The 21,329-nt window shown below is 68.7% G+C and carries 19 protein-coding genes; 10 read left to right on the top strand and 9 right to left on the bottom strand.

The genetic code is table 11. From position 1 onward, the window contains the following. Positions 1-76: 76 nt before the first annotated feature. Positions 77-1,546, bottom strand: coding sequence for an aldehyde dehydrogenase (locus ABDW21_RS10520; protein WP_343602944.1), 1,470 nt, complete (start codon positions 1,544-1,546; stop codon positions 77-79). A 70-nt stretch (positions 1,547-1,616) separates the two neighbouring features. Then, complete coding sequence (locus ABDW21_RS10515) at positions 1,617-2,381, bottom strand: class I SAM-dependent methyltransferase (RefSeq protein WP_343710431.1); 765 nt, start codon at positions 2,379-2,381, stop codon at positions 1,617-1,619. 25 nt (positions 2,382-2,406) lie between these two features. Here ABDW21_RS10515 and ABDW21_RS10510 point away from each other — a divergent pair, with 25 nt between their 5' ends. Beyond that, positions 2,407-3,597, top strand: coding sequence for a glycosyltransferase family 4 protein (locus tag ABDW21_RS10510; protein WP_343602935.1), 1,191 nt, complete (start codon positions 2,407-2,409; stop codon positions 3,595-3,597). A 27-nt stretch (positions 3,598-3,624) separates the two neighbouring features. Here ABDW21_RS10510 and ABDW21_RS10505 read toward each other — a convergent pair whose 3' ends face one another. After that, entirely contained in the window at positions 3,625-4,041 is a 417-nt protein-coding gene (locus tag ABDW21_RS10505; RefSeq protein ID WP_343602936.1) for a DUF302 domain-containing protein, read from the bottom strand. An 83-nt stretch (positions 4,042-4,124) separates the two neighbouring features. Further along, positions 4,125-4,394 (bottom strand): metal-sensitive transcriptional regulator, encoded by a 270-nt coding sequence (locus tag ABDW21_RS10500; protein WP_343602937.1) that lies wholly within the window; start codon positions 4,392-4,394, stop codon positions 4,125-4,127. A gap of 343 nt (positions 4,395-4,737) precedes the next feature. On the opposite strand from ABDW21_RS10500, the gene ABDW21_RS10495 reads away from it, so the two are divergent. The 3 genes from ABDW21_RS10495 (at position 4,738) to ABDW21_RS10485 (ending at position 6,862) form a co-directional block, all read left to right on the top strand. Continuing rightward, entirely contained in the window at positions 4,738-6,195 is a 1,458-nt protein-coding gene (locus tag ABDW21_RS10495) for an FAD/NAD(P)-binding oxidoreductase (protein ID WP_343602938.1), read from the top strand. Between the two features lie 23 nt (positions 6,196-6,218). After that, positions 6,219-6,395 carry a hypothetical protein gene (locus ABDW21_RS10490; RefSeq protein WP_343602940.1) on the top strand — a complete coding sequence of 59 codons (177 nt, stop codon included), beginning with the start codon at positions 6,219-6,221 and terminating at the stop codon, positions 6,393-6,395. 86 nt (positions 6,396-6,481) lie between these two features. Continuing rightward, positions 6,482-6,862: a carboxymuconolactone decarboxylase family protein gene (locus ABDW21_RS10485; protein ID WP_343602942.1), complete on the top strand. Its 381-nt coding sequence runs from the start codon at positions 6,482-6,484 to the stop codon at positions 6,860-6,862. A 355-nt stretch (positions 6,863-7,217) separates the two neighbouring features. Here the strand turns inward: ABDW21_RS10485 and ABDW21_RS10480 are convergent, their stop codons facing one another. From ABDW21_RS10480 to ABDW21_RS10470, 3 genes are all read right to left on the bottom strand, one after another. Beyond that, the gene (locus ABDW21_RS10480) at positions 7,218-7,517 is read right to left on the bottom strand and encodes a hypothetical protein (RefSeq protein WP_343710430.1); all 300 of its coding nucleotides are present in this window, start codon (positions 7,515-7,517) and stop codon (positions 7,218-7,220) included. A gap of 293 nt (positions 7,518-7,810) precedes the next feature. Continuing rightward, positions 7,811-9,505, bottom strand: a complete 1,695-nt coding sequence (locus ABDW21_RS10475; RefSeq protein ID WP_343710429.1) for a hypothetical protein — start codon at positions 9,503-9,505, stop codon at positions 7,811-7,813. A gap of 28 nt (positions 9,506-9,533) precedes the next feature. After that, positions 9,534-10,769 carry a DUF3068 domain-containing protein gene (locus ABDW21_RS10470; RefSeq protein WP_343602238.1) on the bottom strand — a complete coding sequence of 412 codons (1,236 nt, stop codon included), beginning with the start codon at positions 10,767-10,769 and terminating at the stop codon, positions 9,534-9,536. Between the two features lie 167 nt (positions 10,770-10,936). Between ABDW21_RS10470 and ABDW21_RS10465 the strand changes: the two genes are divergently transcribed. Beyond that, positions 10,937-12,091, top strand: coding sequence for an acyltransferase (locus tag ABDW21_RS10465; protein ID WP_343602239.1), 1,155 nt, complete (start codon positions 10,937-10,939; stop codon positions 12,089-12,091). On the opposite strand, the gene ABDW21_RS10460 is transcribed toward ABDW21_RS10465, so the two are convergent. Both ABDW21_RS10460 and ABDW21_RS10455 read right to left on the bottom strand, forming a co-directional pair. Next, positions 12,068-13,546: an AMP-binding protein gene (locus ABDW21_RS10460; protein WP_343710428.1), complete on the bottom strand. Its 1,479-nt coding sequence runs from the start codon at positions 13,544-13,546 to the stop codon at positions 12,068-12,070. The genes ABDW21_RS10465 and ABDW21_RS10460 overlap by 24 nt on opposite strands. After that, on the bottom strand, positions 13,543-14,523 hold the full coding sequence (locus ABDW21_RS10455) for a phosphotriesterase-related protein (RefSeq protein WP_343710427.1): 981 nt from the start codon (positions 14,521-14,523) through the stop codon (positions 13,543-13,545). Before ABDW21_RS10455 ends, ABDW21_RS10460 begins: the two co-directional genes overlap by 4 nt. 376 nt (positions 14,524-14,899) lie before the next feature. On the opposite strand from ABDW21_RS10455, the gene ABDW21_RS10450 reads away from it, so the two are divergent. From ABDW21_RS10450 to ABDW21_RS10430, 5 genes are all read left to right on the top strand, one after another. Further along, positions 14,900-17,113 carry a TIM-barrel domain-containing protein gene (locus ABDW21_RS10450; RefSeq protein WP_343710426.1) on the top strand — a complete coding sequence of 738 codons (2,214 nt, stop codon included), beginning with the start codon at positions 14,900-14,902 and terminating at the stop codon, positions 17,111-17,113. 63 nt (positions 17,114-17,176) lie between these two features. Next, the gene (locus ABDW21_RS10445) at positions 17,177-17,926 is read left to right on the top strand and encodes a PE family protein (protein WP_343710425.1); all 750 of its coding nucleotides are present in this window, start codon (positions 17,177-17,179) and stop codon (positions 17,924-17,926) included. 82 nt (positions 17,927-18,008) lie between these two features. After that, complete coding sequence (locus ABDW21_RS10440) at positions 18,009-19,709, top strand: acyl-CoA dehydrogenase family protein (protein ID WP_343710432.1); 1,701 nt, start codon at positions 18,009-18,011, stop codon at positions 19,707-19,709. 110 nt (positions 19,710-19,819) lie between these two features. Then, positions 19,820-20,494: a TetR/AcrR family transcriptional regulator gene (locus tag ABDW21_RS10435; protein WP_343710424.1), complete on the top strand. Its 675-nt coding sequence runs from the start codon at positions 19,820-19,822 to the stop codon at positions 20,492-20,494. Then, positions 20,491-21,329: R2-like ligand-binding oxidase (locus ABDW21_RS10430; protein WP_343710423.1), on the top strand; the 839-nt coding region annotated here is incomplete at its 3' end. The genes ABDW21_RS10435 and ABDW21_RS10430, both read left to right, overlap by 4 nt.

The raw sequence follows: 21,329 nt of genomic DNA, 5'->3' as shown, positions 1-21,329 counted from the left end.
CTAGGCCGCCAACGTGAAGCTGGCTTCACCTCCGATCTCGAATGTGAAGTTAGCCTCACGCTCGAGCCGAGGGACGCTAACTCTCGACGGTGTAGCCCATCGGCATCAGCACGCTCTTCTGCTGGGTGAAGTGCTCGACACCCTCCGGCCCGTTCTCGCGGCCGATGCCGGAGTTCTTGTAGCCGCCGAACGGGCAGCACGGATCAAACGCGTACCAGTTGATCGCATACGTTCCGGCGCGGATCTTCTCCGAGATCTCGATGCCGCGGGGCACGTTGGTGGTCCACACGCTGCCGGCCAGGCCGTACACCGAATCGTTGGCGATCGTGATCGCGTCCTCCTCGGTGTCGTAGGCAATGATGCTCAGCACCGGCCCGAAGATCTCCTCGCGGGCGATCGTCATCGTGTTGTCCACGTCGGCGAAAACGGTGGGCTGGACGAAGAATCCGTCCTCCAGACCCTCGGGGCGGCCGCCGCCGCACACCAGCCGCGCCCCCTCCTCGACGCCCTTTCCGATGTAGCCCTCGACGCGGGTGCGTTGCTTCTCACTGATCAGCGGCCCGACCTGGGCGGCCGGGTCTGACGGCAGCCCCACCGGCAGCGCCTGCACGAAAGTGCTGACCGCGTCGACGATTTCGTCGTACCTGGAGCGGGGCGCCAGGATGCGGGTCTGGCCCACGCAGGCCTGACCGGTGTTCATGATCCCGGAGAACACCATCATCGGGACCGCGGCGGCCAGGTCGACATCCTCGAGGACGATGGCCGCCGACTTGCCGCCGAGTTCCAGGGTGCACGGCTTGAGCATCTCGGCGGCGCGCCGCCCGACCTCCTTGCCGACGGCTGAGCTGCCGGTGAAGGTGAACATGTCGATGTCCGGGTTGGACGTGAGCGCCTGTCCGGTCTCGACGCCGCCGGGCACCACCGACAGCACACCCTCGGGCAGGCCCGCCTCGGCGAACACCTCGGCCAAAGCGTTTGCGGTGAGCGGCGTTTCGGCGGCCGGCTTGAGCACCACCGTACAACCGGCCAGCAGCGCCGGGCCCAGCTTGTTGACCGCCAGGAACAGCGGCACGTTCCACGCCACGATCGCGCCGACCACGCCGACCGGCTCACGGTGGACGATGGTCTGCCCGTAGGAACCGGTGCGGATCTCCCGCCACCTGACCTGGTCGACGGCGGGGCCGGCGAAGAAGTTCAACGCCCCCATCGACCCCATCCAGTGCATCGTTTCGATGGTCAGCGGCGGCTGACCGGTCTCGTCGGCGAGCAGCTTGACGAACAGCTCCTTGCGCTCCTCCAGTAACTTGGCCGCGTTGGCGATGACGGCCGCGCGCTCCTTCGGCGGGGTCGACGGCCACGGGCCGTCGTCGAATGCCGCACGGGCCGCGGCGACCGCGGCGTCGACGTCGGCGGGCGCCGCCATCGGCACCTTGCCGACGTACTCGCCGGTGGCCGGGCAGTGCACCTCGATGACGTCGGAGGTCGACGGCCGGGTCCACGTGCCGCCGATGAACAGCGTGTCGTATTCGGTGGTCTGACTGGTGATCATGGACGTCACCCTACCCAGCGCTGCGCGAAACGAGAACAGGTTCCAGTCAAGTGGCTTCGTCCTCCGGTCAAGCACGCAGCACCAAGACCAGATTGCTCACCAAAAACTCCCGCAGCAGCGGCACCGACGTCACCCGCCACGCCCATCGCGGGTGGTAGCGGGGGAACGCGGCGACCAGCGCGCCGGTGCTCGCGGCCCAGTTCAGCCCGTCGGCCGCCGAGACGGCGAAGAGCGACGACCCGTAGTCGTTCTTCGCCGGGTGGCCGTGTTTGCGGGCGTAGCGGGCGGCGGCCCGCTCCCCGCCCAGATAGTGGCTCAGGCCCATCTCGTGGCCACCGAACGGCCCCAGCCACACGGTGTAGGACAGCACCGCCAGCCCGCCGGGCCGCGTCACCCGCAGCATCTCGCCGCCTAGCTGCCACGGCCGCGGCACGTGCTCGGCGACATTCGAGGACAGGCAGATGTCGACACAGTCGTCGGCGAACGGCAACGCCATCCCCGACGCCCGCACGAACGCGCTCGCCGTGCCGGCGGGTGCCGGCCCCGCCGCGTGCATCTCGTCCGGGTCCGGCTCGACCCCGATGTAGCGGATGCCGGCATCGGCGAACGCGCTCGCGAAATATCCGGGACCGCCGCCGACGTCGAGCAGGGTGCGGCCCGCCGGCGCGCCGCCACCGGTGCTGCGCCACAGGTCGCCGACCATCGCCGCGGTGTCGGCGGCCAGCATGCGATAGAACCGGGCCGGGTCGGTCTGCTCGTGGCGGACCGCCGACAGCAGCCGCAGCGAGCGGCCGAGAGTGGCCCGCCGGGCGAAGACGTCGGTGGCGGCCATGGCGCCCACGTTAGGCTGAGCGGCGATGTTCGCCGCGCATAGTGAGCCCACGGGCCAGCGGTCCGGCGCTCTCGGCGCGGTGCTGCTGCTGTGCTGGCGCGACACCGGGCACCCGCAGGGTGGCGGCAGCGAAACGTATCTGCAGCGTATCGGCGCGCGGCTGGCCGCCGAGGGCATCGCCGTGACGCTGCGCACCGCGCGCTATCCCGGCGCGCCGCGCCGCGAGATGCTCGACGGGGTGCGGATCAGCCGTGCCGGCGGACGGTACACGGTGTATGTCTGGGCGTTGCTGGCGATGGCGGCGGCCCGGCTGGGGCTGGGGCCGCTGCGGCGGGTGCGTCCGGACGTGGTGGTCGACACCCAGAACGGCTTGCCTTTTCTGGCCCGGCTGCTCTACGGCCGGCGGGTGGCGGTGCTGGTGCATCATTGTCACCGCGAGCAGTGGCCGGTGGCCGGTCGGGTGATTGGCGGGCTCGGCTGGCTTGTCGAGTCGCGGCTGTCCCCGCGCGTGCACCGGCGCAACCAGTATGTGACGGTGTCGCTGCCGTCCGCGCGCGACCTGGTGGCTCTCGGCGTGGATCACGAACGAATCGCCGTGGTGCGCAACGGTCTCGACGAGGCGCCGACGACGTCACTGTGCGGTCCACGAGCGGCCACGCCACGAGTGGTGGTGTTGTCGCGGCTGGTGCCGCACAAACACATCGAGGACGCGCTCGACGCGGTCGCGATGCTGCGGCCGCGGCTGCCCGAGCTGCATCTCGATATCGTCGGTGGCGGGTGGTGGCAGCAGCGGCTGGTCGCGCATGCAGCCCGGCTCGGCGTCGGTGACGCGGTGACGTTCCACGGCCACATCGACGACGTGGCCAAACACCATGTGCTGCAACAGTCTTGGGTGCATGTGCTGCCGTCGCGCAAGGAGGGGTGGGGTCTGGCGGTCGTCGAGGCCGCCCAGCACGGGGTCCCCACCGTCGGCTACCGATCCGCCGGCGGTTTGACCGACTCGGTCATCGACGGCGTCACCGGCGTCCTCGTCGACGATCACGCCGAGCTGGTGGACCGGCTCCGGCAGCTGCTGGCGGATCCGGTGCTGCGTGACCAACTCGGCGCGAAGGCCGCCGCGCGCAGCGCCGAATTCTCCTGGCGGCAAAGCGCCGAGGCGATGCGCGTCGTGCTGGAGGCGGTGCGGGCCGGTGACCGCGTCAGCGGTGTGGTGTAGCTCCACCGATCGCCGGGTGGTCCGGCGCTACCGCGCCACCGCCGTCTGCTCCAGTGCGCTGATGGCGGCTTGCAGCTTGGCGGCGGCCTGGTCGGCGACGTCGCGCAGACCAGGCTCGTCGATAACCCGGACCATGATCTGCGGGTCCATCGCCTCGACCAGGATCTTCTCGCCCGGGGCGGCCGGGTCGGACCGGACCACGACGTTGCACGGCAGCAACTGGCCGATCTGGCGGTCCACGTCAAGGGCGCGGTGCGCCAGGGCCGGGTTGCAGGCGCCGAGGATCAGGTAGTCCTCCATGTCCTCCCCGAGTTTTTGTTTCAGCGTGGCTTTGACGTCGATCCTGGTCAGTACGCCGAAGCCCTGATCGGCCAGAGCATGCGTGGTCTGCTCGACGGCGTCGGCGAACGAGGTGTGCAGTGTCGTGGTCAGTCCCAGTGCCATGGTGAAGCCTCCTTGATGTCATTGATGTCATACGTCGTTGGTGTCACGGGTCTTGACGACGGGACTTGTCCGCACCCGTGCGCTTACGCCAGAGCCAGGAACAACTTTTCGAGTTCGGGCTCCGTCAGCGGTGTTGCTCCGTTCGCGCCGCTGCCGCTGATGCAGTCCCGCAGACCGGATGCGACGATCTTGAACCCGGCCCGGTCAAGGGCGCGGGACACCGCCGCGAGTTGGGTCACGACGTCCTTGCAGTCGCGGCCCTGTTCGATCATCGCGATCACTCCGGCGAGTTGGCCCTGGGCGCGCCGCAACCGGTTGAGCACCGCGGCCATGCTGTCGTTGTCACCGATCACTGAAGCCCTCCTAGCTTGTCCGGCTACCTCATGTTACCCCCAGGGGTATGCCGCAGCCAAGCATATCTGTCACGCGATACCCCTACCGGTATCACCACGATACCGGAGGATGCCCGAACTTGAGCGCCGGCGCCGGTTCTGACGGCCGCAACGCCTGGGGCCCGCCCGGCCGACTACCTGCGTCGCCCTGTCGGACCGCGTCGGCTGGCCTGTCGCCCTGCTGGGCGAGGACGCGGATGGAAAACCGCACCGCGCTCTCCGTGTGGTTCGATATACCCGCGTGGGTATAGGATTGCGTACGCCGCCATCACCCGACAACCAGTCGTCTCAACGAGGAGGGGCAATGGCACGAGTCGTTATTCTCGGCGCCGGGATCGCCGGACACACCGCCGCGCTGCACCTGCGCCGATGGCTGCCGCACAAGCATGAAATCGTCGTCGTCTCGCCGAATGCCGACTGGAACTGGATACCGTCGAACATTTGGGTCGGCGTGGGCCGGATGGAGCCGACGAAAGTTCTGATTCCCCTCAAGCCGATCTACCAGCGCAAGGGCATCGTATTCCACCAGGCGCGGGCTACCGCGATTCGTCCTGAGGGCACCGGCGAGCAGTCGTCGCCGTCGGTGGACTTGACCTACACCGACGAGGAGCATCGCGGCCAGAGCGGCACCCTGGCCTATGACTACCTCATCAACGCCACCGGCCCGCAGCTGAACTTCGCGGCCACGCCCGGCCTCGGGCCCGACGGCGGCCACTCGTGGTCGGTGTGCACCGCCGCCCACGCTGCCGAGACGGCCAAGGCGCTCGATCAGGTCATCGCCAAGCTGAAGGCCGGCCAAAAGCAGCGTCTGGTCGTCGGCGTCGGGCACGGGACCGCCACCTGCGAGGGCGCGGCGTTCGAGTACACCTTCAACGTCGAGCAGGTGCTGCGCGCGGCCGGGGTTCGCGACCTCGCTGAAATCTTCTATCTCACCAACGAGTACGAACTCGGCGACTTCGGCGTCGACGGCATGCGCTTCGTCGACAAAGGCTTCCTGCAGTCCAGCCGGATGTGGACCGAGTCGCTGTTCCGCGAGCGCGGCGTCAAGGCCATCACGCAGGCCCACGTGCAGGAGGTGACGGCAGGCAAGCTGCGCTACGAGCAGCTGGACGGTAACGATCACGTCTTGGACTTCGACTTCGCGATGCTGCTGCCGCCGTTTAGGGGCGCCGATCTCACCGCCTACGACAAAGGCGGCAACGACATCACCTCGGTGCTCTTCGCGCCTTCAGGCTTTCTCAAAGTCGACGCCGACTACTCGGGCAAGCCCTACGAACAATGGTCTGCCGAGGACTGGCCGCACACCTACGAATCCGTCGCCTACCCGAACATCTTCGCGCCGGGTATCGCGTTCGCGCCGCCGCACCCGATCTCCAGGCCGCGCAAGAGTGCCAACGGGACGGTCATCAGCCCAAGTCCCCCGCGTACTGGCATGCCGTCGGGTGTCATGGCCAAGACCGTCGCCGAGACCATCCGCGACCGCATCAAGAACCCCGAAGCCGCCGCCCACCGCGCCTCCATGGCGACCATGGGGGCCGCGTGCGTCGCGTCCGCCGGTGGTGGTTTCCGGGCAGGCTCGGCCGCATCGATGACGATGTACCCGGTTGTCCCCGACTGGGTGAAGTACCCGCAGACGGGCCGCGACATCGCCGGAACGTTCGGCGAACTGGGCCTGGCCGGCCACTGGATCAAGGCTCTGCTGCACCACATGTTCATCTACAAGGCCAAGGCGAAGCCGTTGTGGTGGTTGATCCCGGAATGAATCCCGGAAAGAAAGGCGCACCCATGGACGACGAGGGCATCTACTCGGAGGCCGACATCCGAACCGCCGCAAGCATCGCTGACGCTCCGCTGCCGACCCGCACCACGCTGCGGATGCGCCAGAACCTCGTCGTCCAGTTCTGGCGTTTCGCCCGGATCAACCTCAAGATGCTGCGGATCATCTTCAGCGGGCACGCCTGACCCGCGAGCGGGCTGCCGGGCACCTGTCGGCGACCGCGGCACACATCACTGGAATACCCATACGGGTATTGGTATTGTCTTGAGGTATGAGCGAACGCAACCACTACCACGACGTACTCAACGACCTCAATCCGCAGCATCGCGCGCTGCGCCAGATGATCCCCGACGTCTACCGGGGATTCGCCGAAATGAGTTCCGCCGCGCTGACGCCGGGCGCGTTGGACACGAAAGTCAAAGAGCTCATCGCCGTGGCAATCGGCGTGGTGGCCGGGTGCGACGGCTGCATCGCCTCGCACACCCGCGGGGCCGCCCGCGCCGGAGCTTCCAAGGAGGAAGCGGCCGAAGCCATCGGCGTGGCCATATTCATGCATGGCGGACCGGCCACCATCTACGGCGCGCGCGCCTACGAGGCGTTTTGCGAATTCGCCGATGCCGCCGCCAACACCGCAGCGGCATCGGCGACTTGATCACCGGTTAATCCCGGTCGACCGGTCCGCGCCCTTCGTTTGCGCCGAGCGCCCCGCCTTAGAGTTGCACTGCCCGCACATGGTGAAGCGCCCGCGCGTCGAAGCCCCCATCGGCCGCGACGCCGGCGCCGGGATGTCGGCACCGCGTGCGCCTGCGGCTCACAACAGCTGAACCGGCCCGCCGCCGTAGTGTCCGCGAGGGGTCACGAACGCCGCCACCAGGGCCGCCTGGGCGGGCTGGGGTGTCCGCCGCACCACTGTGATTCCGGTATGGTCGCGCGGACTTGCTCGACGTGCGCGCCGCATCCGGACCACGTCGTCTTCCCGCAGGTGGGGCACCTGACTGCGTGGCACATCAGCGTCCCCACCCAGCGCTGACGGGTGGCCCCTGGTAAGGCCGTTGCGGGACAACGAATCCGGCACGTTTCGCGGCAGTGAACGCTGGGTTGAGCAGGGCCACGTCATCGCTTGGGTTCGGCAGCGGCCTGTCACATTCGTCGGCGGACAAAATGCCAGTGATCACGCCCGGGGCGATTTCCCGCCGCCGCGCATGAACGTGGGTGCGGATTGCCTCGTAGGGCCGTGCGAACGCGCCCGCTGCGTGCACCCGGGGAAGCGGGCTCACCGGTTCGGGACCGAGATCGATGTCGGCCACGTAGCTGCTCCTTCGTCGTATTCGCGCTTCGTCGTATTCGGGCGTCGGCCGGAGCGGCAGGCGCATTGCCGGGCAGATGAGGCGGCCTGCACGCGGAAGTGGCCGTGAATGCGTGGTCGTGCGATCGTGTCCGCATGGTCAACGATACCCTGTAGGGTATCAAAACGGGGACGTGCCGCGGCGAGCCGGCCGCGACCCGGCCGCGGCTCGCCGGCAAGACGCGGGCGGAGTCGTCTTCTGCGCCACCTGATCCGCGGTTGCGCTGCATGACACCGGTCGGCTCGCTGTGGCGCTCAGTTCTCGGCGTCGTGGCACGGGCCGCCACGCACATGGTGGCGCCAGGCGCTGACCGAAGTCCCGAGGGCCCCGCCGGTCAGCAGCGCCAACCACACCAGGTGCGCGACCAGTACCGCCAACCGCCGGTCGGCCGGGGCGCCGTTGGTGTGGCCGCCGATTCGGTACAGTGTCAACCCGCCGTCCCGGTAGACCGCAGGTAGCGGAGTCAATGTCTTTGCGGCGGAACCGATATCGCCGGGGGTGCCGGATTCGACAACCAGCCACGTCACGCCTGCGTGGGCCAGCGCGACAGGTTCGGCACCTGCCAGCAGCAACCCTTGCACCGCCCGGGCCCGGGTACCCTCACCGGGAATCGTCACCCCGGAAACGGTCAGGTCACCGGTGGTCAGCACGTCGGCGCGCAACCACCGCGGGAGAGGGTCGACCACCGGAGCCGGACCCGACCAACCGAACCGCCGCATCGTGCCGGCGGGCAGCACCGCGACCGACCCGGGATTCTCGTTGATCATCGCCGCCACCGCGGTCCACCCGGCGGGGTAGTGCGCCGGCTCGACCCTGCCCCACACCCCCCAGGCCGGATCGGGCAGGGCCAGGATCAGTGCGGCGCAGCAGACCGCCGCGGTCGCCGCGGGCCGCAGCCACCGCCGCAACGTCAGCACCGCGCCCGCACCGGCCACCGCGTAGCCGGGCATCGCCAGCGCCACCCACTTCTGCCCGTCGCGCACGACGCCCAGCCCGGGCACGGCCTCGACCACTGTGCGCAGCGCGTCCAGCCCCGGCCCGGTGGCCGCCGCCGCGGGCACCAGCACCGACACCGCAGCCAGCACGAGCAGCGGCACCGCTGCCGGACGTCGCACCGCTGCGGGCAGCCCGAGAGCCACCACGCCGAGCAACACCGCCGTCGACAGCACCGCGAAAAGCGTTGTCCGCGAAGGGGGTGCCGCCTGTCCGTTCCAGATTCCGCCGAGGCCGGCCAGGCTGCCCAGCGTGCCCAGGCCCGGTTCGGCACGCGCGGCGAACGCGCCGACCGCACCGGCCTGCCCTAATGAAGAAGAGCAGCCCAGCGCCCAGGCCGTCAGCCACGGCAGCGCCCCCGCGACCGCGCAAACCACCACACCCGCGGCGCACCACCCGCGCCGTACGCCCGCTCCGGGTGCCCCAACGCAGACCAGGCCCACCGTCGCGGCCAGCAGCAACCCGGTCGGCGTCAATCCGGCCGCCGCGATCCACAACGCCAGCCCGAAAAACCGCATCCGGCCCGTTCCCGACCGCAACCCCAGCACGGCCGCGGCAACCCAGGGCAGGCAGCCGTAGCCGACCAGCAGACTCCAATGCCCCTGCAGCAGCCGTTCAGCGACATAAGGATTCCAGATCGCCAGGGTGGTTGCCACGACCTGGCCGCTGCGCCGGGATCGCGGCAGCACCAGGGCGACCAGTCGCGCCGCGCCCCAGCCCGCCAGCCACAGACCGACGACCAGCAGCACCTTCACCACGACACCGCCGTCCACGACGTGCGAGGCCAGCGCCACCGCGAAATCCTGCGGCGTGGCGCGGGGTGCCGAGGTCAGGCCGAGAGCGGTGTCGGACAGAAAGGACCGCGGCGTCGACACCGCGTCGCGCAGCAGCAGATACCCCGGGCCCAGCAGCGGCGCCGCCACCGCCAGCGCCAGCGCCAGCGCGTACGCCGGCATGAGCCAGTCCCTGCGCGACACCGCCCGGTCAGGACTGACGTGGCGGGCCCGCGTCCGACGGACCCGCGCCGGGCTCGGGGCGTCGGTCACGGGGCGATGCGGGCAGCTTCTCGGTCTCGGCTTCGGCGCCGGGCAGCGGCTCGCGCGGCGATGCGCCGCGAACGAAGAAACCGTGGCCGGCAGTGTCCAGGCCGGGGTCGAGCAGCGCGGCCTCGGTGCGCAGGCCGAACGCACCCAGCAGAATCCCGCTGATGAACGCGACCATACCGGTCGCGGCGAAGGTGATGGGCAGCACGCGGGACCACAACGCCAGCCGGTCACGCTCGTTGCGGGCGGCGTTGACCTGAGCCTCGATGGTCTCCTCGGTGGATGCGACCTGGTAGTCGGCAACCGCTACTTCCGGTTTCAGCGGATCCCGCGCGAAGTAGTGGTTGGCATGCTCGTCCTGCTTGACGATGGTGCCCGACACCGGATCCACCCAGAAGGTGCGTTGAGCCGCGTAGTAGCGGGTCATCGTGATCTTCTCGTCGGGTTCGCCTTCCACACCCCACCCCGCAGCCGTCGCGGTGACCTTGCCGTCCTCGTCGTTGGCGTACAGCGACGGGTATTTCACCGGATCGGCCAGCTTGCCGTCATCGCTGTAGCCGACGTTCTGGGCGAAGCGGTAGGTGGTCAGGCCGTTGACGTCCTCTTCCCCGGTGTAATTGGCGTCGAAGGCCTTCTGCGCGATCGGGTCGAAATACGGGTAGGTCCGCTTTTCGGTGTGGAACGGGAACCGGTAGGCGAGTCCGTCGTGCGGCACCGCGACGTTGGTGGCCGGGTTCTCGTCGTTGACGGTGCGTGGCTTCTGGACGGCGCCGCCGGGATGGGTGTCGTCGGAGACCGCCATCGCGGTTTTCCGGTTGAGGGTCACGGTGTCGACGAGCGCGAGCAGCAGGCCGGTGTCCTTCTGTTGGTCGGCGCGCCGGACCGAGCTGCCGACCTGCAGCGTCACCACCTCGGCGTTGGTCGGCGACTCGACGCTGATCTGCTGCTGGGAAATCAGCGGCACATCGTTGTCGACGACGAGATGTTGAGTGGACAGCGACGCGGGGTCGAGTGCGTTCCCGCTGCCGTCGCTGATCAGGGTGGTGTCGAGGTCCAGCGGAATCTTGGTGATCCTGCTGGTGGTGTACGTCCACAACAGCAACGCGGCGATGAGCAGGGCGGCGCCGAGTCCCATGATTCCGCACGCGGCCATCCGCAACATGACAGCTCGGTTCACGTTGCCGTGACCTCCTTCCGGTCCGGGACCGCCCCGACCGCGGCGACCAAAGCCCGTCTGACCCTAACAGCAGCATTGACCGCTGCGGCCTGGATCAGGACCGGGTGCGGCGCGCACACCGGTGGTGCCGACGTTGCCGGGTCGCCCCCGGGTGCAGACTGTCGGACATGACGCAGCCTGCGCAGGTGGGAGGGACCCGCAGCTTCCTGCCCGCGGTCGAGGGCCTGCGGGCCTGCGCGGCCATCGGCGTCGTCGTCACCCACGTGGCGTTTCAGACCGGTCACTCCGGCGGCGCCGACGGCCGGTTGTTCGGCCGGTTCGACCTGGCCGTCGCGGTGTTCTTCGCGTTGTCGGGATTCCTGTTGTGGCGCGGACACGCCGCCGCCGCGCGCGGCCCGCGGCCCGGCCCGTCGACCGGCCACTACCTGAGGTCACGGGTGGTTCGCATCGTGCCGGCCTACGTGGCGGCCGTGGTGGTGATCCTGAGCCTGCTGCCCGACGCCCGGCACGCCAGCCTCGTGGTGTGGCTGGCGAACCTGTCGCTGACCCAGGTCTATGTGCCGTTGACGCTGACCGCCGGGTTGACCCAGATGTGGAGCCTGTCGGTGGAGGTCACCTTCTATCTTGCGTTGCCGTTGCTGGCCCTGCTGGCGGCCCGGCTGCCGGTCCGCGCCCGGATCCCGGCGATCGCCGGTCTCGGCGCGGCCAGCTGGCTGTGGGGCTGGCTGCCGATCCACGCGCCGGCCGGGCTCAACCCGTTGAACTGGCCGCCGGCGTTCTTCTCCTGGTTCGCCGCCGGCATGCTGCTGGCGGAATGGGTGCACAGCCCGATCGGGTTGCCGCATCGGCTTGCGCGGCGACGGATCCCGATGGCCGTCGTCGCGGTGGCGGCCTACCTGGTGGCCGCCTCGCCGCCGGCCGGCCCCGCCGGGCTGACGCCGAGCACCCCGGATCAGTTCGCGGTGAAGACCGCGATGGGCGCGGTGGTGGCGTTCGCGTTGGTGGCGCCGTTGGTGTTGGACCGGTCCGGCACCGGGCACCGGCTGCTGGGCGCTGCCCTGATGGTGACGCTGGGCCGTTGGTCCTACGGGATCTTCATCTGGCACCTGGCGGCGCTGGCGATGGCGTTCCCGGTCCTCGGCGTGTTCGCGTTCAACGGTCATCTGCCCGCAGTGCTGGTGCTGACGCTGGTCTTCACCGTCGCGATCGCCGCGGTCAGCTACGGCCTCGTCGAATCACCCTGCCGGGAAGCGTTGCGGCGCTGGGAATCTCGAAGGGACGGCGTTCTCCCGGAGTTATCACTGCCGGGCCTCAGCACGTAGTCGCGCGATAACCTCGGCGCGCACCGCCGAGCGGCGCGCCTTGCCGGCGTCGTCGCGCAGCGGTGTGTCGACGAATTCGACGCTGCGCGGCACCTTGTAGGCGGCGACGCGCTGCCGCAAGAACGCCTGCACCGTCTGCTCGTCCAGCGTCGACGCCGCCTGCACCAACGCATGCGGCACCTGCCCGAGATCCTCGTGCGGCACCCCGACCACCAGACACGACAACACATCCGGGTGCTCTGACAACGCGTTCTCGATCTCGGCCGGGTACACGTTGCGGCCACCGGCGGTGAACATGTCGACGCGGCGATCCGACAGATACAGGTAGCCGTCGTCGTCGAAATAGCCCAGATCGCCCAGGGAGTCCCAACCGTCGCGCGTCGTGGGGGTGAGGCCGATGTAGCGGTAGGTCGGCGGGGTACCCGGGCTCGGCCGCAGGTATATCTCGCCGACCACGCCCGGCGGGCACTGCCGGCCGTCGTCGTCGAGCACTTTCATCTCGCCGGCCACCACCACGCCGACCGAACCGGGGTGGGTCAGCCACTGGTCACCGGAGATGAACGTCAGTGCTTGAAGTTCGGTGCCGCCGTACAGTTCCCACACTTTCTGCGGTCCGAGTAGATCGATCCACGCCCGCTTGACCGCCGGCGGGCACGGCGCCCCCAGGTGCCAGAACCGCCGGATAGAGGACAGGTCATAGGCGTCGGGGTTGGCGCGGTAGACCGGCAGCAGCCGCTGCATGATCGTCGGCACCGTCGTCAGGAAGGTGACCCGGTGATCGGTGACCAGCCGAAGGAACTCGTGGGGCTCGAACCGGCTCATCAGCACCAGATGATGGCTCATCAGCAGCGCGATCACCGCGGTGCTGAATCCGGTGTTGTGGCTTAGCGGCACCGGAACCAACGTGGTGTCGCCGCCCCGGGCGCCCAGGACGTAACCGCCCTCGGGCGGTATCCGGCTGTCTCCGCCGGCTTCGATGAGTTTGGGCCGGCCGGTGCTGCCGCCGGATGCCAGCGCCTTCCAGGACGGCGAGACCGCTTCCGGTAGCGGGGCAGCGGACACGCCCCGATCTGGGATGAAACCTTCTGGTACACTTGGTATTTCACCATTCGGATCCGCCCGGCCGACCAGCAGCGCCCGTCGTCGCAGCTTGAGCAGGCTCTCGAATTCGGTGTCCGGCAGTCGGGGCGACAGCGGCTGCGGCACCGCTCCCAGCTTCCAGCACGCCACCGCGGCCTGCACCCACTCCACGGAATTGGGCAGCGTGATCGTCACGTAATCGCCTGTGCCGACGCCTCGCTCGGCGTAGGCGCGCGCCAATCGGTTGGTGGACAGGTCGAGTTCGGCTCGGGTCAGCGTCTGCCCGTCGCAGGTGACGGCTGGTTCGTCGGGGGCGCGCTCGGCCAGCGCGGAGATCTGGGCGCCGATGGACAGTACCGGCGCAGGCCGGCTCACTCGTAGCCGCCGCGGCGTTCGAAGATGCGGCGCGGGTTGTCCACCAGCATGGTGCGCAGCTGCTCGTCGGTGACGCCGCGCTGCTTCAGCGCGGGGATGACGTCGTGGTGGATGTGCAGGTAATGCCAGTTGGGCGCGGCCACCGGCATGAGCTCTTCGGGCAGCGCGTCGAAGTAGCAGTTGGCGTCGTGCGAGAGCACCATCTTGTCGGCGTGCCCGCGTTCGCACATCCGGGCCACCGTGTTCACCCGGTCCTCGAACGGCAGGATCAGGTCGATGCCGAATCGGTCCATCCCGAGGTAGGAGCCCGCGGCGATGAGTTCCTCCAGGTAACCGATGTCGGTGGAATCGCCGGAGTGGCCGATCACCACCCGGGACAGGTCCACGCCCTCCTCGGCGAAGATGCGCTGTTGCTCGAGGCCGCGCCGCAGCCCGGCATGGGTGTGCGTGGAGATGGGCACCCCGGTGCGCTTGTGCGCCTGCGCGACCGCGCGCAGCACCCGCTCGACACCCGGCGTGATACCGGGCTCGTCGGTGGCGCACTTGAGGATCGCGGCCTTGACGCCGGTGTCGGCGATGCCCTGCTCGATGTCGCGGACGAACATGTCGGTCATGATCTCCGGGCCGTCCAGCATGGTGCCCGGTCCCTGGTAGTGGAACCGGAACGGCACGTCGTTGTAGGTGTACAGGCCGGTGGCGACGACGATGTTCAGCCCGGTGGCCGCCGCGACCCGCGCGATCCGCGGGATGTAGCGGCCCAGCCCGATCACGGTGAGGTCGACGATGGTGTCCACCCCGGCGGCCTTCAGCTCGTTGAGGCGCTTGATTGCGTCGGCCTCGCGGGCGGCCTCCTCGCCCCAGTCGTCCGGATAGTTCTGGGTGACCTCGGTGGTCATGATGAACACGTGCTCGTGCATCAACGTGACGCCGAGGTCGGCGGTTTCGATCGGTCCTCGCGCGGTATTTACCTGTGACACGCACCCGATGCTAGAGCGGTACGGCGTTGCCGTCGGCGAAATCGGCGGACGGCGTCGCGGCTCGCAGATTCCGGTGCGCCGCGGGCTCGTCGGCCGGGGACGTGCCGCGGGTTCGCCGGTCGGCGATCGCGGTGCGACCGCCCGGAACGCTCGATCGACATGTCGCCCTCCCGCGGCCGACGGGTCCTGCACTGCGGCGCCGCCAAGGTAAGGGGCAAAGCCAATAACGCTTTACATTGCTGCCACATTCTTGGAGCGATTCCGTGCGCATGTCGAGATTACGGCGTGATCATCGACTGCGAATATTCCCGGAAATTGCACGTTTACCCGACGTTGATCATCGGAGCGGCCAATGCGGTGGACGGCACTTGTCACGGTGAGCGCCACCCTGGCCGCCGTGACATTGGCCGCCGGCCTGACGCGCGCGGCGGCGATACCGGCGAGTCAGCAGGTGAACCTGACCGGTCCGGGGTTCACGGTGCAGTTCACTCAGACCCCGTTTTCGATGCAGGTGCTCAACGCGTCCGGTCAGACGGTGCTGGCGCAAGTGCCCTACTCGGGTGCGCCGCAGTTGGCGACGGACGTCCCGGCGCTGCCGCTGGGGGTGAACCCGTCGGGCGTGCCGTTCCCGCACCGCTATGCGCCGTTCACCTTCACCGTGGGCCGCACGTCCACCAACGCGTTTCCCGCCACGTTCTGGGAGGGCAACCTCTTCTTTGCGGCCAACGGCGGGGTGCAGTACGCGGCGAACGGGGTGATTTCGTCGAGTCAGGTGCCCGATGGGCTGGCGCTGACGCTGTCCACCGACGACCCGTCGGGTCGCACGCTGGCGTTGACGCTCACCACACATGCGGGCCTGCTGGACGTGGCGGTGGTCCCCAGCAGCAGCACCGGGATCGTCGCGATGGGGGACAGCTTCTTGTCCACCCGCAGTGAGCGTTTCGCCGGGTTCGGGGGCATGCACAGCGGGCTGGACCAGCACGGCGCGCGGTTCCCGAACTGGGTGCAGGAGGAGAACTTCAGCACCGGTCCGCTGCAGCCGGTGACCTCGCTGCTGTTCTTCCAGTCCGGCGGCAGGCGGTACATGTTTCCCAACGGCCCGCACGCCGAGTACTACGTGCAGCCGCAGTTCGTGTCCACGGCCGGCTACGGCTTCCTGCTCAACCAGTCCGATCTCGCCGACTGGCACCTGGACTCCGATCGCCCGGATGGCTGGCTGGTCGAATCCGCCGCCAGCCACCTGAACTACCACGTCGCGGTGGGTAACCCCGGGCAGGTGATCAGCACGCTGACCGCGGTCACCGGCCGCCACCGCGTCCCGCCGGCGTGGGCGCTGGGCGCCCAGCTGGACCGCCGTATCAACAGCGGTCAGAACGCCGCCAGCTACGCGGCGACCATCAGCAACGACTTGGCGGTCATCGTCGCCAACAAGTTGCCGATCACCGGCTACCGCATCGAGGCCTGGCACATCCTGGATCCGGCCGTGCTGAGCCAACTGATCAGCCAGTTCAACGCGCAAGGCATTCACGTGCTGGTCTACATCCGTGGCTACGTCAGCACGGATCTCTTGGGAACCAATGACCCCGCACAGTTCACCTACGCCGTGGCCCATGGGCTCGTCGCGACAAACGCGAAGGGCCAGCCGTACATATTCGACTCGCCCACCAAGATCTTGGGCGGCAGAGCCGCGGTGATCGACTTCACCAACCCGGCCGGCAAAGCGTATTTCGAAAGCACCGTGACCGCGGCGTTGAACACCGGGGCCGACGGGTTCATGAGTGACTTCGGCGAACAGGTCCTGCCCGACATGCATTTCGCCAACGGGCAGACCGGGGCCACCATGCACAACGAGTACCCGGTGCTCTATCAGCAAGCGGTCCGAGAGGCGGTCGACGCCTTCCAGCAAGCACATCCGGGGCGGCAGATCTGGTTCTACAACCGCTCGGGTTACACCGGGTCGACTGGCTACGAGGGCGGCAACTTCCCCGGCGACGAAACCTCCGGCTATTCCCCGGGGTCGGGCCTGCAGGCGCTGACCTCGGACATGCTCAACCGCGGACTGGCCGGGGCCTACGGCTATACCACCGACATCGGCGGCTACGAAGACCTGCTCACCGGTACCACCGACAAAGAGCTGTTCCTGCGGTGGGCGGAATGGGCTGCGCTGTCGCCGATCTTCCGGGTCCACAACAATCAGTTCGCCGGTACCCAGATGCCCTGGTATTACGGCGCCGGGGCCCTGACCACCTACACCCAGCTGGCGCAGCTCCGCCGGCGAGCCGCGCCGCTGATCGGCGCCACCTGGGCCAACGCCTACAGCAGTGGCACTCCGCTCACGCGTCCGGTGTGGCTGGTCGCACCCGACGACGGGCGCGCCTGGGCGGCCGACCAGGAATGGCTGCTGGGACCCGACGTCCTTGTCGCCCCGGTCGTCACCAACGGGGCCACCCAGCGGTCGGTGTACATACCCCCCGGTTGCTGGAGGCGGCAGGACAGCCCCGGTTCCTACACCGGGCCGTCGCAGGTCGCCATCGCCGCACCGCTGAACGACCTGCCTTACTTCTTCCGATGCAACACCAACCCGTTCTGACCCACCTTGCGTACGCGGCACCGATTACGCTCACCTGTCAGGCACCGTGACGGAGGAACCCGGATGGCTCTTCACGCTCGGGCGGTGAGTCTGGGTGCCACCGCCGCGGTTTTTGTGACGCTGGCGCTGACGCCGTGGGCGCCGACCGCGCGCGCCGACATCCTGGATCTGCTGGTCGACCCGGTGTTTGACGCGGTCGGCTCGGCGGCCGTTCCCGCAGCCGACGTCGGTGACGTGGCCGACGGTCTCGCCGCGGCGGCGCCGGCACTGCCGGATCCGTTGGCCGGTGTGGGATCGCAGATCGAGACGCTATTTGTGGATCTGGTGCAGGCGATCACCCAGGGATGGATCAACAACCCGATCGGCGAGGCGGTCGACGGTGTGATCAACACACCGTTCGGATATTTGTTGGGCCGCGACCTGATCGGCAACGGCGTCGAGGCCAACGCCGAGAGCCTGGTCAACTCCTCGCTGCTGGGCAGTCGTTTCGCGTTTCTCGGCAACATGACCGACGGTGGATTCTTGTTCGGCAACGGCGGGGATGGCGCGGGTGGTGTGGCCGGATTCGACGGCGGTGTCGGGTATCCCGGCGGGTCGGCCGGGCTGATCGGCGACGGCGGCGCGGGCGGCATGGGCGCGCCCGGCGACGCCGGCGGCGCGGGCGGCAACGGCGGAGTGCTGATCGGCGACGGCGGCGACGGCGGGGACGGCGGAGCCGGTTACCAGGGCGGCGCGGGCGGCGACGGCGGTGCCGGCGGCCATGGCGGGCTGATCGGCAGCAGCGGCGCGAACGGCGCCCCCGGGGCGGCCTGACCCCGCGATCGGCGCCACCGAGCGGCCCTCGGTCGCGTACGCTCGGGCTCGTTCGTGTCCGCATCCGTCGGGAGTCACCGTGATTCTGCTCGATCCCAACCATTTGACCCGCCGCTACCCGGACGACCGGTCCGGTCAGATCATGCGAGCGACGGTGGAGTTCTTCGAGTCCCGCGGAAAAGCGCGGTTGAAGGCCGACGACCACGACCGCCTGTGGTACTCCGACTTCCTGGACTTCATCGGCAAGGAGCGGATCTTCGCCAGCCTGATGACGCCGTCGGTGTACGGGGCTGCCGACTGCCGCTGGGACACCTACCGGCTCAGCGAGTTCGCCGAGATCCTGGGTTTCTACGGGCTGAGCTATTGGTACCCCTTCCAGGTGACGGCCCTGGGGCTGGGGCCGATCTGGATGAGCTCCAACGAGGAGGCCAAACGCAAAGCCGCCGATCAGCTGGAAGCCGGTGAGGTCTTCGCATTCGGTCTGTCCGAGCAGTCCCACGGCGCCGACGTCTACCGCACCGACATGGTCCTGACGCCGGCCGCTGGTGGCGGCTGGGTTGCCAACGGCCAGAAGTACTACATCGGCAACGCCAACGTGGCCCGGATGATCTCCACCTTCGGCCGGATCGCGGGCACCGACGAGTACGTGTTCTTCGTTGCCGACTCCCAGCATGACCGTTTCGAGCTGATCAAGAACGTCGTCAACTCGCAGAACTACGTCGCCAATTTCGCGCTGCACGACTACCCCGTCATCGCCGCCGACATCCTGCATGACGGCGTCGAAGCGTTCCACGCCGCGCTGAACACGGTCAACGTGTGCAAGTACAACCTCGGGTGGGGCTCGGTCGGCATGTGCACCCACGCCATGTACGAGGCCGTCACGCACGCCGCCAACCGCTACCTGTACGGGACCGCGGTCATCGACTTCGGCCATGTGCGGCGCCTGCTGACCGACGCCTATCTGCGGCTGGCCGCGATGAGGCTGGTCGCCACCCGAGCCGGCGACTACATGCGCTCCGCCGGCGCCGAGGACCGGCGCTACCTGCTCTACAGCCCGCTGACCAAGGCGAAGATCACCAGTGACGGTGAGCGCGTCATGACCGCCCTGTGGGACGTCATCGCCGCCAAGGGCGTGGAGAAGGACATGTTCTTCGAGACGGTGTCCCGCGAGATCGGACTGCTGCCCCGGCTGGAAGGCACGGTTCACATCAACGTAGGGCTGCTCGGCAAGTTCATGCCCAACTACCTGTTCAACCCGGACGCGCAGCTGCCCCACATCGGCCGCCGCGACGACGCGGCCGACGACTCGTTCCTGTTCGCCCAGGGACCCACCGGGGGGCTGGGCAAGGTGCGCTTCCACGACTGGCGCCCGGTGTTCGACCGCTACGCCCACCTGCCCAACGTCGCCGCGCTGCGCGAGCAGATCGACGTGCTGACCGAGATGCTGACCACCGCCACCCCGGATGCGTCCCAGCAGAAGGACGTCGACTTCGCCTTCGCGGTGGGCCAGATCTTCGCGATGGTGCCCTACGCGCAGCTGGTCCTGGAGGAGGCGCAACTCTCCGGCGTGGGGGAGGCGCTGGTCGACCAGATCTTCGGGCTGTTCGTCCGGGACGTCAACGCCGCGGCCGTCGAGCTGCACGACAAGCCCTCGGCCACCGCCGAACAGTCGCGCCTGGCGATGCGGATGGTCCGCCGTCCCGTCGCCGACGCGGCCCGCTACGACGAGGTCTGGAAAGAGCACGTTTTGCTGATGAACGGCGCTTACCGGATGCGCCCCTGAGAGCGGCGTCTGCGGTGCGCGCGTAACCGCCGACCAGCGGGCCGAGCCCTTGCAGAGTGACGCCCCTCACACTAAAGTGACCAGTGGTCATCGAGGTGAGGAGGGCCGCTGTGCCAACGGTGACGTGGGCGCGCGTCGACGCGGCCCGCCGCGCAGCCGTGGTGGAAGCCGCCGAGGCCGAGTTCGGGGCGCACGGCTTCTCGCGAGGCAGCCTGAACGTCATCGCCCGGCGCGCCGGCGTGGCCAAGGGCAGCTTGTTCCAGTACTTCGCCGACAAGCGCGACCTGTACGCGTTCATCGCCGACGTCGCCAGCCAGCGGGTGCGGCACTACGTGGAAGACCGCATCCGCGAGCTGGACCCGGGCAGGCCGTTCTTCGAATTCGTCACCGACCTGCTCGACTCCTGGGTCGCCTACTTCGCCGACCATCCGCGTGAACGGTCGCTGCATGCCGCGGCGAGCCTGGAGGTCGACACCGACGCCCGCATCAGCGTGCGGACCGTCATCCACCGGCACTACCTGGAAGTGCTGCGGCCGCTGGTGCACGACGCGCACGCGCGGGGCGACCTGCGCGCGGATTGCGACACCGGCGCATTGCTGTCGCTGCTGCTGCTGATCTTTCCGCACCTGGCGCTGGCGCCCTACGTGCGCGGGATGGATCCGATCCTCGGGCTCGACGAGCCCACGCCCGAGCAGCCGGCACTTGCCGTGCGCCGGCTGGTGACCGTGCTGGCGGCGGCATTCGCCGCACTGCCGAACCCTGATCGCAAGGAGGTCAACGCATGACACGCACCCACTACGGCTCGCTGGCCGGGGGCGGGCTGAACTGGAACAGCCTGCCGCTCAAGCTGTTCGCCGGCGGCAACGCCAAGTTCTGGGACCCGGCCGACATCGACTTCTCCCGCGACCGGGCGGACTGGGAGTCGTTGACCGACTCCGAACGCGACTACGCCACCCGGCTGTGCGCGGAGTTCGTCGCCGGCGAGGAAGCCGTCACCAAGGACATCCAGCCGTTCATGGCCGCGATGCGGGCCGAAGGCCGGCTGGGCGACGAAATGTATCTGACCCAGTTCGCCTTCGAGGAGGCCAAACACACCCAGGTGTTCCGGATGTGGCTGGACGCCGTCGGAATGGCCGACGACCTGCACGGATACCTCGACGAACTGCCCGCCTACCGGCAGATGTTCAACGAAGAACTTCCGGACTGCCTGAACGCTCTGACGGTCGACCCGTCGCCGGCCGGCCAGATCCGCGCGTCGGTGACCTACAACCACATCGTCGAGGGCATGTTGGCGCTGACCGGTTACTACGCGTGGCACAAGATCTGCGTGGAGCGCGGCATCCTGCCCGGCATGCGGCAGCTGGTCCGGCACATCGGTGACGACGAACGTCGCCACATGGCGTGGGGCACCTTCACCTGCCGTCGCCACATCGCCGCCGACGACGCCAACTGGACCGTCTTCGAGACACGCATGAACGAGCTCATTCCGCTGGCACTGAAAGTCACCGAGGAAGGCTTCGCGCTCTACGGGGACCAGGTGCCCTTCGGCATATCAGTGGACGAGATGATGCAGTACGCCGCCGACAAGGGGATGCGGCGGTTCGGCACGATCAGCAGCGC

It is taken from the genome of Mycobacterium sp. (genome assembly GCF_039583805.1).
Lineage (GTDB): Bacteria > Actinomycetota > Actinomycetes > Mycobacteriales > Mycobacteriaceae > Mycobacterium.
The sequence above is the reverse complement of the archived record's forward strand: the minus strand, read 5'-3'. Positions and strand labels throughout refer to the sequence as shown.